The sequence below is a fragment of the Galactobacter sp. genome (assembly GCF_022712295.1).
In the GTDB taxonomy this organism is placed as follows: domain Bacteria; phylum Actinomycetota; class Actinomycetes; order Actinomycetales; family Micrococcaceae; genus Galactobacter.
Genome location: NZ_JALAGT010000040.1, coordinates 1 through 13,045 on the forward strand (window position 1 = coordinate 1; position 13,045 = coordinate 13,045).

13 protein-coding genes and 1 rRNA gene are annotated in these 13,045 nt (G+C 65.5%); 5 read left to right on the plus strand and 9 right to left on the minus strand.

The window, feature by feature from the left end; all coding sequences use genetic code 11:
• From Q0A15_RS02950 to Q0A15_RS02965, 4 genes are all read right to left on the minus strand, one after another.
• Positions 1-75 (minus strand): 16S ribosomal RNA (locus Q0A15_RS02950); the annotation flags it as partial.
• A gap of 636 nt (positions 76-711) precedes the next feature.
• Complete coding sequence (gene rlmB, locus Q0A15_RS02955) at positions 712-1,686, minus strand: 23S rRNA (guanosine(2251)-2'-O)-methyltransferase RlmB (protein WP_291278046.1); 975 nt, start codon at positions 1,684-1,686, stop codon at positions 712-714.
• 138 nt (positions 1,687-1,824) lie between these two features.
• A complete protein-coding gene (gene cysS / locus Q0A15_RS02960; RefSeq protein ID WP_291278047.1) occupies positions 1,825-3,279 on the minus strand; it encodes a cysteine--tRNA ligase in 1,455 nt (484 codons plus the stop codon).
• Between the two features lie 166 nt (positions 3,280-3,445).
• A complete protein-coding gene (locus Q0A15_RS02965; RefSeq protein WP_291278048.1) occupies positions 3,446-3,958 on the minus strand; it encodes a CarD family transcriptional regulator in 513 nt (170 codons plus the stop codon).
• A 237-nt stretch (positions 3,959-4,195) separates the two neighbouring features.
• On the opposite strand from Q0A15_RS02965, the gene Q0A15_RS02970 reads away from it, so the two are divergent.
• A complete protein-coding gene (locus tag Q0A15_RS02970; RefSeq protein WP_291278049.1) occupies positions 4,196-4,753 on the plus strand; it encodes a hypothetical protein in 558 nt (185 codons plus the stop codon).
• 89 nt (positions 4,754-4,842) lie between these two features.
• Here the strand turns inward: Q0A15_RS02970 and Q0A15_RS02975 are convergent, their stop codons facing one another.
• On the minus strand, positions 4,843-5,526 hold the full coding sequence (locus Q0A15_RS02975) for a response regulator transcription factor (RefSeq protein WP_291278050.1): 684 nt from the start codon (positions 5,524-5,526) through the stop codon (positions 4,843-4,845).
• Entirely contained in the window at positions 5,523-6,743 is a 1,221-nt protein-coding gene (locus Q0A15_RS02980; RefSeq protein WP_291278051.1) for an ATP-binding protein, read from the minus strand. The genes Q0A15_RS02975 and Q0A15_RS02980 overlap by 4 nt, the downstream gene beginning before the upstream one ends.
• Positions 6,744-6,919: 176 nt before the next feature.
• Here Q0A15_RS02980 and phoU point away from each other — a divergent pair, with 176 nt between their 5' ends.
• Complete coding sequence (gene phoU / locus Q0A15_RS02985; RefSeq protein ID WP_291278052.1) at positions 6,920-7,576, plus strand: phosphate signaling complex protein PhoU; 657 nt, start codon at positions 6,920-6,922, stop codon at positions 7,574-7,576.
• Between the two features lie 89 nt (positions 7,577-7,665).
• On the opposite strand, the gene Q0A15_RS02990 is transcribed toward phoU, so the two are convergent.
• Entirely contained in the window at positions 7,666-8,409 is a 744-nt protein-coding gene (locus Q0A15_RS02990; protein WP_291278053.1) for a phosphoglyceromutase, read from the minus strand.
• 88 nt (positions 8,410-8,497) lie between these two features.
• Between Q0A15_RS02990 and Q0A15_RS02995 the strand changes: the two genes are divergently transcribed.
• Entirely contained in the window at positions 8,498-9,319 is an 822-nt protein-coding gene (locus tag Q0A15_RS02995; protein ID WP_291278058.1) for a class I SAM-dependent methyltransferase, read from the plus strand.
• A 9-nt stretch (positions 9,320-9,328) separates the two neighbouring features.
• On the opposite strand, the gene Q0A15_RS03000 is transcribed toward Q0A15_RS02995, so the two are convergent.
• Together Q0A15_RS03000 and Q0A15_RS03005 are read right to left on the minus strand one after the other, a co-directional pair.
• Entirely contained in the window at positions 9,329-9,631 is a 303-nt protein-coding gene (locus Q0A15_RS03000; RefSeq protein WP_291278054.1) for a DUF2516 family protein, read from the minus strand.
• A gap of 33 nt (positions 9,632-9,664) precedes the next feature.
• Positions 9,665-10,825, minus strand: coding sequence for an aminotransferase class I/II-fold pyridoxal phosphate-dependent enzyme (locus Q0A15_RS03005; RefSeq protein WP_291278055.1), 1,161 nt, complete (start codon positions 10,823-10,825; stop codon positions 9,665-9,667).
• 244 nt (positions 10,826-11,069) lie between these two features.
• Between Q0A15_RS03005 and tmk the strand changes: the two genes are divergently transcribed.
• Both tmk and Q0A15_RS03015 read left to right on the plus strand, forming a co-directional pair.
• The gene (gene tmk, locus Q0A15_RS03010) at positions 11,070-11,804 is read left to right on the plus strand and encodes a dTMP kinase (protein WP_291278056.1); all 735 of its coding nucleotides are present in this window, start codon (positions 11,070-11,072) and stop codon (positions 11,802-11,804) included.
• Positions 11,801-12,955: a DNA polymerase III subunit delta' gene (locus Q0A15_RS03015; protein ID WP_291278057.1), complete on the plus strand. Its 1,155-nt coding sequence runs from the start codon at positions 11,801-11,803 to the stop codon at positions 12,953-12,955. The genes tmk and Q0A15_RS03015 overlap by 4 nt, the downstream gene beginning before the upstream one ends.
• The last annotated feature ends 90 nt before the right edge of the window (positions 12,956-13,045 follow it).

Sequence of the window (13,045 nt, forward strand, 5' to 3'; positions counted from 1 at the left end):
GCTTCAGCGTTCGACTTGCATGTGTTAAGCACGCCGCCAGCGTTCATCCTGAGCCAGGATCAAACTCTCCGCAAAAAAATTACAGACACCAACCAACCCCAACGGGAAAACATTGAAAGTCAGCCAGCAATCCAATCCATAGCATCACACCCACACACCACCACAGGGGCGGCAATGCGCAGGCAATAACACCAAACACCAACCACCAAAAAAGGCAGTCAGCAAAATAAATTTGGTATCAACAAACTTGGCACACTATTGAGTTCTCAAACAACGGACACCCTGGATCCCGGCTCCAACCTGTGGCTGCAACCTTCGCTCCAGGACTTCCGTCTCCGCTCCGTTTCGTTTCCGATTCGTTGCGGCGACGAGAGACAACTCTACACGAGACTTGAGCCAGAGCAAAACCGGGCCGTCCCCCAAAAACCGACCTCAACGCGACACCAAGTGCGCCGGCTTCCGCGGAAATCCGGGGATCTCGGCCACTAGTGACCCCGGAATGAGACGCCAACCACGCGTATTCGTCACCAAAATGTGACCCACCTCATGCGAATCTGCCCTTCGTCGGGTTGAAACACACTGTTCACTTTGGTTTCGCACCCGGACGGCCTCAGTCGCTCCCCTAAACGCCGATGGGCCGGCCTCCCCATCAAGGATGGAGACGCCGGCCCATCGGATCAGTCATCGTGTGAGCTCACGCTGCAGCGCTCACTACTCGGCCAAGCGACGCTTCAGGGAGATGTCGTAGAGCGTGATGCCCACAGCCATCGACGCGTTCAGTGACTCCATGGCGGAATCGATCGGGATGGAGACGATCTGGTCGCAGTTCTCCGAGACCAGACGGGAGATCCCCTTGCCCTCCGAGCCCACCACCAGAATGAGCGGTTCCGTGGCCAGGTCGAACTGCGGAAGGTCCACGTCTCCGCCACCGTCGAGGCCGGCCACGTAGTAACCCTGGGCCTTGGCCTGCTTCAGCACTGTGGTCAGGTTGGTGGCACGGGTGACGGGAACACGGGTTGCTGCACCCGCCGAGGTCTTCCAGGCCGTGGCCGTCACGCCCGCGCTACGACGTTCCGGAATCACGACGGCCTGCGCGCCGAAGGCGGAGGCCGAGCGAATGATGGCTCCGAGGTTGCGAGGATCGGTGATCCCGTCCAGGGCGATCACCAGCGGCGCGGCCGCGGAATGGCCTGCCTTGTGCTTACCGATCAGTTCGGAGAGCTTCTCCCCCGCATCCTGGTAGTCGTATGGGGGGACCTGCAGCACCACACCTTGGTGCACGGAGTCATCCGTCATGCGGTCCAGTTCGGGGCGCTGCTGTTCCATCAAGGGGATGCCACGCTCAGCCGCGATCTTGAGAATGTCGCGAACCCGATCGTCCATCTCCACACGCACGGCGAGATGCAGTGCCTTGGCGGGGATGCCGGCACTCAATGCCTCCAGCACGGAGTTGCGGCCCGAGACGTATTCCTCGGCGCGCTTGTTGCGCCCACTCGGCCGACGGTTGCCCTGAGGCCGCTTGGCGTCACTGCGTTCCCGCAGCATCTTGTCCCGGTGGGCCTTGTGATAGACCCTGTCCTCGGCCTTGGGCGTGGGGCCCTTGCCTTCAAGTGCCTTGCGGCCGTGGCCACCGGTGCCCTTCAGTGGGCCCTTCTTGTTCTTCGGTGCCTTCTTGGGCGCGGACATGTCTGGCCTCTCATCGGTACAACTCCCGTTGGGGGCAACGGGACGGCGGCATCAGAGCCGCGGATCGGGTTCAAGTGTATCGACTGCGCCTGTCCGTGGTGGTTGATACCGGCGAGGGTCCGGACACATCCTTGGGATTCAGTCGAGGGACCAGGTGGCTCCGTCGGCACTGTCCTTGACCGTGATGCCGACGTGTGCCAGCTCGTCACGAATGGCGTCAGAGCGAGCCCAGTCCTTGGCCGCACGGGCCGAGGCGCGCTCGACGATGCGGGCCTCGACGAGAGCGGAAAGCGCCTCCCGCTCGGCCGCGGCGCCGACACCGTCAGCCCCGCCGTTCACGGACGTCGAGGCGATACCGAGCACGGAGGCCATGGCTTCTACTGCGGCGGCCGCCTCGGCCGCGGCGGCGAGGTCGCCCGCGTCGAGCGCACTGTTGCCCGCGCGTACCGCGTCATGCAGGGCGCCGAGCGCCTGAGGCACACCCAGGTCGTCGTCCATGGCCGCAGCGAAGGCCGGGGTGACTGCGCGGGCCTCGTCCTCAACCGACGGCAACCCAGCCGCAGCGGAACGTGACAGGAACCTGTCAATTCGCTCGAGCGCAGCACCTGCCTCGCGCAGTGAGCCCTCCGAGTAGTCCAACTGGGAACGGTAATGAGCCTGCCCCAAGAAGTACCGGACCACCCGCGCAGGGGCCAGTTGCAGCATCTGCCGTGGGGAGACCGTGTTGCCGAGCGACTTGGACATCTTCTCGCCGTTGTAGGTCACCAGGCCGTTGTGCAGCCAGAAGGAGGCAAAGTCATCGCCGGCCGCGGCCGATTGAGCCAGTTCGTTCTCGTGGTGAGGGAAGCGCAGGTCCAGCCCGCCACCATGGATGTCGAAAGCTGAACCCAGGTACTTGTGGGACATGGCGGAGCACTCCAAATGCCACCCGGGACGGCCACGGCCCCACGGAGAAGGCCAGCTCGCTGTGGCCGGCTCGTCCGCCTTGGCGCCCTTCCACAGCGCGAAGTCGCGTGGGTCCCGCTTACCGCGGGGGTCGGCGTCCGCCGCATCCTGCATGTCGTCCACTCGCTGATGCGTCAGTGCACCGTAGTCGGGGAAGGAACGCACGTCGAAGTACACGTCGCCGGAGTCGTCGGTGGCCGGGTAGGCATGACCGGCGTCGATGAGCTGCTTGATCAATTCATGCATCTCGGAGATGTGCCCGGTAGCGCGCGGCTCATAGGTGGGATCGAGCACGCCCAAACTGCGGTAGGCGTCCTTGAAAGCGTTCTCGAAGCGATAGGAGAGCGCGAACCATTCCTCGTTGGCGATGTAGTCCGGCCCCAGCGCCTCCACATCGGTGTAGGACTGCGCCGACTTCTCCAAGATCTTGTCGTCGATATCGGTCACATTGCGGACCATCGTCACCTTCAGCCCGCGGTATTCGAGCCAACGCCGCAGCAGGTCGAACGCCACAGCTGATCGCACGTGGCCCACGTGAGGCATGCCCTGCGTGGTGGCGCCGCAGTAGTAGAGTCCCACCTCGCCCTCCACCAGGGGGTGGAAATCGCGAACGGACTGGGAACGGGAGTCGTACAAGCGCATGGTCACGGCCTCCAGCCTAGCGGCTCAGGCTTCAACTCCCATGCCCGACGGCGTGAGTCACCTACCGTCGTCACCTCTCGTGGCCGGCAAAGGGAGAGGTGGGGAACGAAAAAGGTCGGCTGCGCACAGCGAACTGTGCGCAGCCGACCTACAAATCTTGTTCGGCGAGGCCCTACTTGGCGTCCGCCTTCTCCACCGGCATGGACTCAGCCAGGACATCGTCCAGCATGGCTTCTGCTTCCGTCTCCTCGATCTTCTTGGCCAGGGCCAACTCGGAGGTCAGAATCTGACGGGCCTTGGCGAGCATGCGCTTCTCGCCGGCGGACAGTCCACGATCGTGCTCGCGACGCCACAGGTCGCGAACCACCTCGGCAACCTTGTTCACGTCACCCGAGGCGAGCTTCTCGACGTTCGCCTTGTACCGGCGGGACCAGTTGGCCGGCTCCTCGACATCCTGTGCACGCAGGAGGTCGAACACGTGGTCCAAGCCCTCCTGACCCACGACATCCCTGACGCCGACAAGATCGACATTCTCTGCCGGAACCTCGATGATCAAGTCGCCTTGAGCAACGCGCAGCTTGAGATACATCTTCTCTTCGCCGCGCACCTTACGCATCTTGATCTCGTCGATCGTTGCGGCTCCATGGTGGGGGTAGACCACCGTTTCGCCAACCTCAAAAAGCATGTGGATAATCCCCTTTCCAGGAGTCCAAGTTTAGCATGCCAAGGTCTACCTCACGAGGGGGCAACCTCAATCCGTCACCCTCTGCAACACGGAGCACGGCCTGAAACACGCGCACGTGGTACTTGCGCACACCCAGGAGCGACTAGAATCGAGTTTGATCGGGATGTGCCCTGTCGTCTTCGAATCGGAGAAGACTGGTCACACCCGGACCGTCACGCCACCCGAGGAGCGATCCAAGTGAAGAAGTCCCGCGTCCGCATCGCGGCCTCCGCTGCAGTTCTGGCCGCCGCCGCATTCGGCGCCACCGGCTGCGGTGCCATCAACCAGCAGGCCACCACCCTGCATTACGACGCCTCCGACGGAGTGTCCGCCGGTGACCGCGCCAATCTGATCGTCAACAACCTGCTGCTGGTGACCAACGGAGACAGCGAGCCCGCCCGCTTCATCGGCCACCTGTCCAACGACTCCGCCAAGAAGCAGAAGTTCTCCATCGACTTCGACGGGCAGACGGTCTCCACCACCGTTGACGCCAAGTCGGACGTCAGCCTGCAGGACGACTCCTACGCCGAGGACTTCACTGTTGACGGCACTTCCGATGGTGAATTCAAGACCACCGACCCCGGTCTCAACGTCGAGGTCACCGTGACCACCGGCGAGTCCGGCAAGACCGAAATCAAGGTCCCGGTGGTGGACGGCACCCTGCCCGAGTACGCCGAATACGTTCCCGGCGGTTCCAACCCCGACGTACGCAAGCACCTCGAGCCCGCCGAGGATTCCGAGTCGAGCGAGCACTGACTCGTTTCGACCCGCTCAACATACGAGGAGGCCCTCACCGTTTCCAACGGTGCGGGCCTCCTCGTATGTTGAGCGTGCTGCGGCCAAGGTCATCCGTCGAACTTGTACCCGAGGCCCCTCACGGTGACCAGGTGCACGGGCGCTGACGGATCGGCCTCGATCTTGGCCCTGAGCCGCTTGACGTGCACGTCCAGGGTCTTGGTGTCCCCGACGTAGTCGCTGCCCCAGACTCGCTCGATCAGCTTGTCCCTGGTCATCACGATGCCGGAGTTGCGCAGCAGCACCTCGAGGAGGTCGAACTCCTTCAGCGGCATGGTCACGAGTTCCCCGTTGACCCACACCTGGTGTCGGTCCACGTCCATGCGCACCGGTCCGGCCTCCACGGCCCCGTCGTCGGCCGGTTCCTCCACATCTGTCCGGCGCCGCAGTACGGCCCGCACCCTGGCGATCAGCTCGCGCGAGGAGTAGGGCTTGGTGACGTAGTCATCCGCACCGAGTTCCAGGCCGACCACCTTGTCGATCTCCGAGTCCTTCGCCGTGAGCATGATGATGGGTACGGCCGAGTGCTGACGGATCTGACGACACACCTCGGTGCCGGGGAGCCCGGGCAACATGAGGTCGAGCAGCACCAGATCCGCTCCGTTGCGCTCGAAGTCCGGCACGGCGCTCGCCCCGTCTGCTACCACGCGGACCTTGAAGCCCTCGCGTTGCAGCAAGAAGGAAAGAGGGTCGCTCAACGACTCCTCATCCTCCACGACCAAGATGGTGGTCACGCGTTCTTCCTCTCTTCTCCGGCGTCCACGCCGGTCCTCGTATTGTTCATGTCGTCGCCTCGGGGTGCCTCGCTCGTGGTCTCCTCCGGCTGTTCCTCATATTGCGGCAGCCGCACGGTGAAGCTCGATCCCTGCCCCGGCTGCGACCACAGTGTGACCTCTCCGCCGTGGCTGGAGGCCACGTGCCGAACGATGGACAGGCCAAGGCCGGTACCACCCGTTGCACGCGAGCGGGCAGGGTCCACCCGATAGAACCGCTCGAAGACACGCTCCCGGTCCTCTTCCTCGATGCCGGGACCACGATCGGTCACGGTCACGGACACCAGACCGTCGCGCCTTCGCAGCCCCACCCCCACAGCGGTCCCGTCGGGGGAATGCCTGATGGCGTTGTCGATCAGGTTCTTGCAGGCGGTCATGAGCAGGTCCCGGTCCCCGTGCACCAGACACTGGTCGTCTCCACCCACACTGATCCGGACACCCTTCTGCTCGGCCTGCAACTGGACGCGCTCCACGGCCTCGTCCACGACCTCGCGCAGGTCCACGCGCTGGCCTTGCACCACCACGTCCGTTCCCTGTAGCCGGGAGAGCTCGATGATGTCCTGCACCAGCGCTGCGAGACGCTTGGACTCCCTCTCGAGGCTCGCTGAGAAACGACGCACGGTCTCCGGGTCGTCGGCGGCCTCCTCAAGCGCCTCTGCCAACAGGGACACCGCGCCGACAGGAGTCTTCAGCTCGTGGGAGACGTTGGCGACGAAGTCGTTACGCATCGCCGCGGTGCGGGCGAACTCGGTGCGGTCGTCCGCCAGCAAGAGGACATGGTCTCCGCCCAACGCGGCCACGCGGACGTGGACCACGATGCTTCCCTCCCCCACCGGTCCGCGGGCCAGATCGAGTTCACGTTCCTCGATGACCCCGTCCAGGCGAACCTTACGCACCAGGTCCTCGAGTTCGGAATGAACCAGGCTGTGGCCACGGATGAGGCCGTACGCGTAGGCAGTGGGGTTGGCTCTGACCACGCCGTCCACATCGTCCAACAAGATGTAGGCGCGGCCGATCACTGATAGCACGTCCGTTGCGCCCTCCGGGAGGTCCGGGTCGGAACCCGGCAGATCCAGCGTCCGGCCACGCCGGGAGACGAGGGCAGCAGACAGGCCGGCCACACCGAGCGCCAGCCCGACGAGCCCGGCCAGCACCATCGTGAGAATCCTGGGGTCCACGCCCTCAACTCTAACCATCGCGACGGCGGAACCGACCGCTCTGTCGCAGAATCCTGCGGGCGTTCACCGACTGTTCACCGGCACCCCTCCGCACGGTCACCTTCCACTGGTTGGCTGGCCTGAACACGCCCGATCCGGGCGATGAAGGTGAAGATCCTTAAGGAAAGGATGCTTGCGTGCGCAAGGTGTTCCAGGCCGAACTCGAGGGAATCGGCGAAGAGCTCGTGACGATGACCCAGGATGTGGGTGAGGCCATGCGAAGGGCGTGGACGTCGTTCGCGACGGCAGACACCGATCTGGCGCAGGAGGTGATTGCCGCTGACGCCAGGATCGATTTTCTTCAGAACCAACTGGACGAGCGTGCCATCGACGTCCTCGCCCTGCAGGGCCCCGTCGCTGCCGACCTACGCATGATCGTGGGGTCGCTGCGCATGTCCGCCTCTCTGGAGCGCATGGGGGACCTGGCAAGGCACATCGCACAGCTGACCCGGTTGCGCTTCCCGGAACCCGTGGTCCCGGATCGGATCCTCCCCACGTTCCAGGAGATGGCCACGCTGGACATGGAGATCGCCTCCCAGCTCACGGAACTCCTCACCACCCGTGACCTGGAGCTGGTTCGCAAGATCGTCTCCGCCAACTCTCGGATCGACGATCTGCATGCTTCCGTGTTCCGCATCGTGGCCGGGCCCGACTGGACGGCCTCGGCCCCGACCACGGCGGATGCCACCCTGACCAGCCGTTACCTGGAACGCTTCGGAGATCACGGGGTGTCCGTGGCCCGCAAGGTCAGCTACCTGGTCACCGGAGAGTGGGAGCCTGCGGCTCTGTCCTGAACCGCATCAGCAAGACGAATGCCCGACGGTTCGGGGCGCCTACCAGCGGTAGGCGCCCCGAACCGTCGGGCATTGATATTTCCGAGAGACTACTTCTTGCCCTGGTTGGCCACGGCAGCGGCATTCTCGGCCGCGGCCTCCGGATCCAGGTAGCGCCCACCCGGGGTGATCGGCTTGAAGTCGTCGTCGAGTTCGTAGACCAGCGGGATGCCGGTGGGGATGTTCAGGCCGGCGATGTCGTCGTCGCTGATCCCGTCCAGGTGCTTCACGAGGGCACGCAGCGAGTTGCCGTGGGCGGTGACCAGCACGGTCTTGCCCTGGGTCAGGTCCTCCTTGATGGAACCCTCCCAGTACGGCAACAGACGCTCCAGCACGTCCTTGAGGCACTCGGTGCGAGGCACGGACTCGAGGTCGGCGTAACGCTCGTCGTTGGCCTGCGAGTACTTGTCGTCGTCCGGCAGCTCCGGCGGCGGAACGTCGTAAGACCGGCGCCAGGTCATGAACTGGTCCTCGCCGAACTCGTCACGCACCTGCGCCTTGTCCTTACCCTGCAGCGCTCCGTAGTGGCGCTCGTTGAGGCGCCAGGAACGCTCCACGGGGATCCACTGACGGTCGGCGCTCTCCAACGCCAGGTTCGCAGTGAGGATGGCGCGGGAGAGAAGGGAGGTGTGCAGCACGTCCGGCTTGATGCCGGATTCCTTCAACAGCGTGCCGCCGTTGGCTGCCTCGGCGCGGCCCTTCTCGGTGAGGGTGACGTCCACCCAGCCCGTGAAGAGGTTCAGCTCATTCCATTCGCTCTGCCCATGGCGGAGCAGGATCAAGGTATGGGTCATGGGCTCCATCCTAGTCAGCGGAAGTCGGCAGCGTGGGGAGTAAGTCGAAAATGGTGGCCGGGCCGAGGACTCTAGACTTGACCACGTGGTGGAGAAGGCGCATGCGTACAAGGGCGGTGGGGCCAGGAATGCACGTGGCCCCCAGGGCAACCCGACGCGGGGCACCACCCACACGCAACGCATGCGCAGGGTGGACCGTTGGCTCACCGGAACTCAGGCCTCTCTGCTGAGGCACGGGCCTGCCAAGGTGGTGGATCTGGGATTCGGCGCGTCTCCCGTCACCACCGTGGAGATGTTCACCCGGCTACGAGACCTCAACCCCGACATCACGGTCACCGGGTTGGAGATCGAACCCGCACGGGTCGCCGAGGCCCAACCGGCCGCCGAAGCCGGATTGGATTTCCGGTTGGGCGGATTCGAGGTTCCCGTGCGGCCCGACCCTGCGGTGATCCGTGCCTTCAACGTGCTTCGCCAGTATCGGGAGGAGGATGTGGCAGACGTCTGGACGCTGCTGACCTCCAGGCTGTCACCGGGCGGAATCCTGGTGGAGGGCACGTGCGACGAGATCGGGCGGAGGGCGTGCTGGGCCACCGTCGACGCGACCGGCCCTGTGTCGCTGACGCTGTCCACGCGCTTGGCTGGCCTGGAAGAGCCGTCCGAACTGGCGGAACGACTTCCCAAGGCCCTCATCCACCGCAATGTCCCCGGCGAGCGCGTACATGATCTCTTCACCGCTTTGGATGCCGCGTGGGCCAGGGCTTCCGTGGTGGCGCCGTTCGGGCTGCGGCAGCGTTGGCGGGCCATGTGCATGGACCTGGTCGATCAGGGCTGGGCTTTGTTGGACGGTCCTCACCGCTGGCGACTCGGTGAGCTCACCGTGGCCTGGGACCAGGTGGCTCCGCTCGACTGAACCCGTGGCTCAGTACCAGCTGCTGCCCTTGCCGGAGACCTCCGGGCGGACGTCTGCCAGGTACACGCCGGCTGCCACTGCGGCTGCCAACGTGAACAGGCTCGAGGTCGAGGCCATGAACGCCCCGAAAACGGTGATGGCGGTGGCGGCAACCAGGATCCCGCTCCAGGCACCCTTGCTGAGCTTCCCGTACGCGGTGAAGCGTTCGGCCGGTCGGCGCAGGCAGTCCAGGAGGGCCCACAAGCACAGGATCGCCACGACCACGCCCACCACGAGGAACAGCCAACGGGTGACGTAAAAGGCAACGATCATGGCTCTACTCTACGGTCCATGGTCAAGGCTGTTTCAGAGGGCGGCCGCGGCGGCGAGTCCGCGCTGCACATCGGCCCAGAGATCGTCGACGTCCTCGATCCCCACGGACAGACGAACCAACCCCTCAGGAACATCCACGGGTTCTGCCGCGTGGCGACGACGGCGTTCCACCAGGGATTCCACACCACCGAGGCTCGTGGCCGGGGTGAAGAGCTGCAGGCCGGCGACAAACGCGTTGGCCCGCTCGGCGGAATCGAACACCACGGAGATGATGGCCCCGAAACCGTCCAGCTGTGCGGCGGCGCGTGCGTGATGCTTGTCGGAGGGAAGACCGGGGTAGCGCAGATCTGAGAATCCCCCGGCCTGGTGCAGGCGCTCGGCCAGCATACCCGCGTTGGCCTCCGCACGGTCCAGACGCAGTGACATGGTGCGCAGGCCCCGCAGCGCCAGCCAGGCCTCGAACGGTCCTGGGATGGAGCCGGCCAGCGTGCGGCGACCGAGGAGCTTGGCTCGCAGCTCGGCATCCTTGACCACCACGATGCCCATGATGACGTCGGAGTGGCCCGCGATGAACTTGGTCGCGGAGTGCACCACGACGTCTGCACCGACCGAGAGCGGGCGCTGACGCAGCGGAGTGGAGAAGGTGTTGTCCACGACCACGGTGACGCCGTGCTCGCGTGCGGCGGCTGCGATGGCGGGCACGTCTGCCACATCCAGGAGCGGGTTGACCGGGGATTCGAGCCAGATCAGGTCTGCGCCGGGCAGCGCGGCCAAAACCTGATCCGTGTCTGCGGGATCCACTTCTCGCAGGGTGAGGGCGCCGTCAGCGGCGAGTTCTCTGGCCAGGCCGATGGTGCCGTTGTATGCGGTCCCGGGGACCACCACGATGCCGCCGATCGGGACCAAGGAGAATCCTGCCGATACTGCGGCCATGCCTGAGGCATAGGCCAGGCCGGGGACGTCGGTGCCTTCCAACGTGGCAATGGCCTCCTCCAAAGGTTCCCAGGTGGGATTGGAGAAGCGTGCGTACCCGCGGGCACCGTCCACGGCCGGGTCGGAGCCCACGAAGGTGGAGGAGAGCACCACGGGAGGATTCAGCGGTGCGTCCGCAGTGCGCTCCGGCCTACCGAGGGAGACCACTGCGGTTGAGGGGGACACATTGTCGGGATGCTGCACAGGCTGTTCGGCGCTCATGGCACCAGAGTAGAACCGATCCGGCGCGACAGGCGCCTGGGATCCGGTTCATGACGGTCCTGCGCCACCGGATGGCACCGACGAACCGGCGCCCCACATCGCCACAGGGCCGCGCCCAAGTGCTTCCGAGCATCCAGTTTTCGTGCGGGTTCCGGCATCACGCCGTCCGCGTGTCCTCCACATACGGGCTTCGCATGGCCGGGTCCAGGAAGCTTCTCCTGGCCACGACCGATAGGCTCGTGGGGTGAACACCGAGCACCCCTCACCCGCCACACCCGACTCCCGTCCTGGTGTGTTCCTCGTTTTCGAGGGTGGGGACGGCTCCGGAAAGTCCACCCAGACCAGGCGGGTCGCGGAGGCCCTCGAGGAACAAGGCCTGGAGGTCGTACTCACCCGTGAGCCAGGTGGCACGCCCATCGCGGAAGAACTGCGTTCCCTGGTGTTGGACCCCGCCAACGCCCCGGTGGATGACCGCACCGAGGCACTGCTCTATGCCACCGCGCGTTCCTCTCACGTACACCGCGTGATCCTGCCCGCCCTTCAGCGCGGCGCCGTGGTGGTGTGCGATCGTTTCGTGGACTCCTCCCTGGCCTATCAGGGCGTTGGGCGCGGTCTGGGCATCGACACCGTGGCCCGCCTCAACGCCTTCGGCACCGAGGGGCTGCTCCCCGACCTCACTGTGGTGCTTGACGCCCCCGCCGAACTCGGCAGGATCCGTCGCGGCGAACGCTCTGAGACAGAGGACCGGTTGGAGGCGGAACCGGACAGTTTCCACTCCACGGTCCGCTCCACCTTCCTCGAATTAGCGGCTCAGGCACCCGAGCGCTATCTCGTGTTGGATGCCACGCGCTCTGCGGCCGACCTCACCGCCGCCGTCCTCCACGCTCTCGAACCGCTACTGACCAGCGCCGACGGTGCCGTGACCACGGAGGCCGGGGAGCCCGCCGTCGGACACAAGAACGCAGAGGAGCGGGCATGAGCGTCTGGAGCGACCTCCCAGGCCAGGACGACGTCGTGGCCACCCTGGACCGCACTGTGCAGCAGGGGTCCCCCACCCATGCCTGGTTGTTCACCGGCCCTCCCGGGTCGGGCCGCACCAACGCGGCGCGCGCCTTCGCCGCCGCTTTGGAATGCACCGAGACCCGCCCCGAGCACCGTGGCTGCGGGAATTGCGAGGCATGCCGTTCCGTCCTGGCCGGCACGCACCCCGACGTCGCCATGGTCGCCACGGAGAACGTCACCTACGCCATCGCGGACGTGCGCGGTCTCATCACCACGGCCCAGGACCACCCCTCCACCGGACGCTGGCGCGTCATCATCGTCGAAGACGCGGACAGAATGACCGAGCGCACCACCAATGTGCTGCTCAAGGCCATCGAGGAGCCGCCACCTCACACCATCTGGATCCTGTGCGCGCCGTCCCCCGCGGACGTCCTCGTGACCATCCGCTCACGCTGTCGCGGCGTGACGCTGCGGGTGCCGAACGTGGAATCCGTGACCGATCTGCTGATCCGCCGCGACGGCCTCACCCCGGAACAAGCGGCCTTCGCCGCCCGCGTCTCCCAGGGACATATCGGGGTGGCGAGGCGCCTGGCGCAGGACGCGGGGTCACGCAGCCGCCGTGAAGCCGTGGTTTCCCTGCCCTTCAAGGTCAGGAATCTCCCCACCGCCATGGAGGCCGCACAGCGGTTCCTGGACCTCACAGCGTCCGAAGCGGAGGCCTCTGCCGAGGACCGCGCCGAGTCCGACGAGGCCAAGTTACGCACCCAACTGGGCCTCGGACCCGAGGAGACCATCCCGCCACAGCTGAGGTCGCACTTCAAGAACCTCACCGACGGAGCCAAGCGACGCGCACGCCGTGGCGTCACCGACGCCATCGACCGCTCCCTCATCGACCTCACCACGTTCTTCCGGGACTGCCTGCTGCTGCAACTGGACACCCACCAGGACCTCGTCAATGCGCACATGTCCCAGGGCTTGGAACGCTATGCACAGGCCACCGACCCCGCGCACAGCCTGGCCTGCATCGACGCCATTGCCGCCACCAGACGACGACTGGCGGGCAACGTCTCCCCTCAAGCCGCCTTGGAGTCGCTGATGACCTCGCTCATCACCGCACCGCCGCACTGACTCCCACGTACACCATCCGTAATTGCACACCCGCTCTACGATCAGCCGAACCGTCAACCCACCCCCCGCCAGGAGCCGCCCGGTGACCAC

Bases quoted from the DNA above. Each gene is read 5' to 3' on its own strand.
- rlmB (WP_291278046.1), bottom strand. From the start codon at position 1,686: ATGTCCGCGCCCAAGAAGGCACCGAAGAACAAGAAGGGCCCACTGAAG.
- Q0A15_RS02965 (WP_291278048.1), bottom strand. From the start codon at position 3,958: ATGCTTTTTGAGGTTGGCGAAACGGTGGTCTACCCCCACCATGGAGCC.
- Q0A15_RS02990 (WP_291278053.1), bottom strand. From the start codon at position 8,409: ATGACCCATACCTTGATCCTGCTCCGCCATGGGCAGAGCGAATGGAAT.
- Q0A15_RS03000 (WP_291278054.1), bottom strand. From the start codon at position 9,631: ATGATCGTTGCCTTTTACGTCACCCGTTGGCTGTTCCTCGTGGTGGGC.
- Q0A15_RS03005 (WP_291278055.1), bottom strand. From the start codon at position 10,825: ATGAGCGCCGAACAGCCTGTGCAGCATCCCGACAATGTGTCCCCCTCA.
- Q0A15_RS03015 (WP_291278057.1), top strand. From the start codon at position 11,801: ATGAGCGTCTGGAGCGACCTCCCAGGCCAGGACGACGTCGTGGCCACC.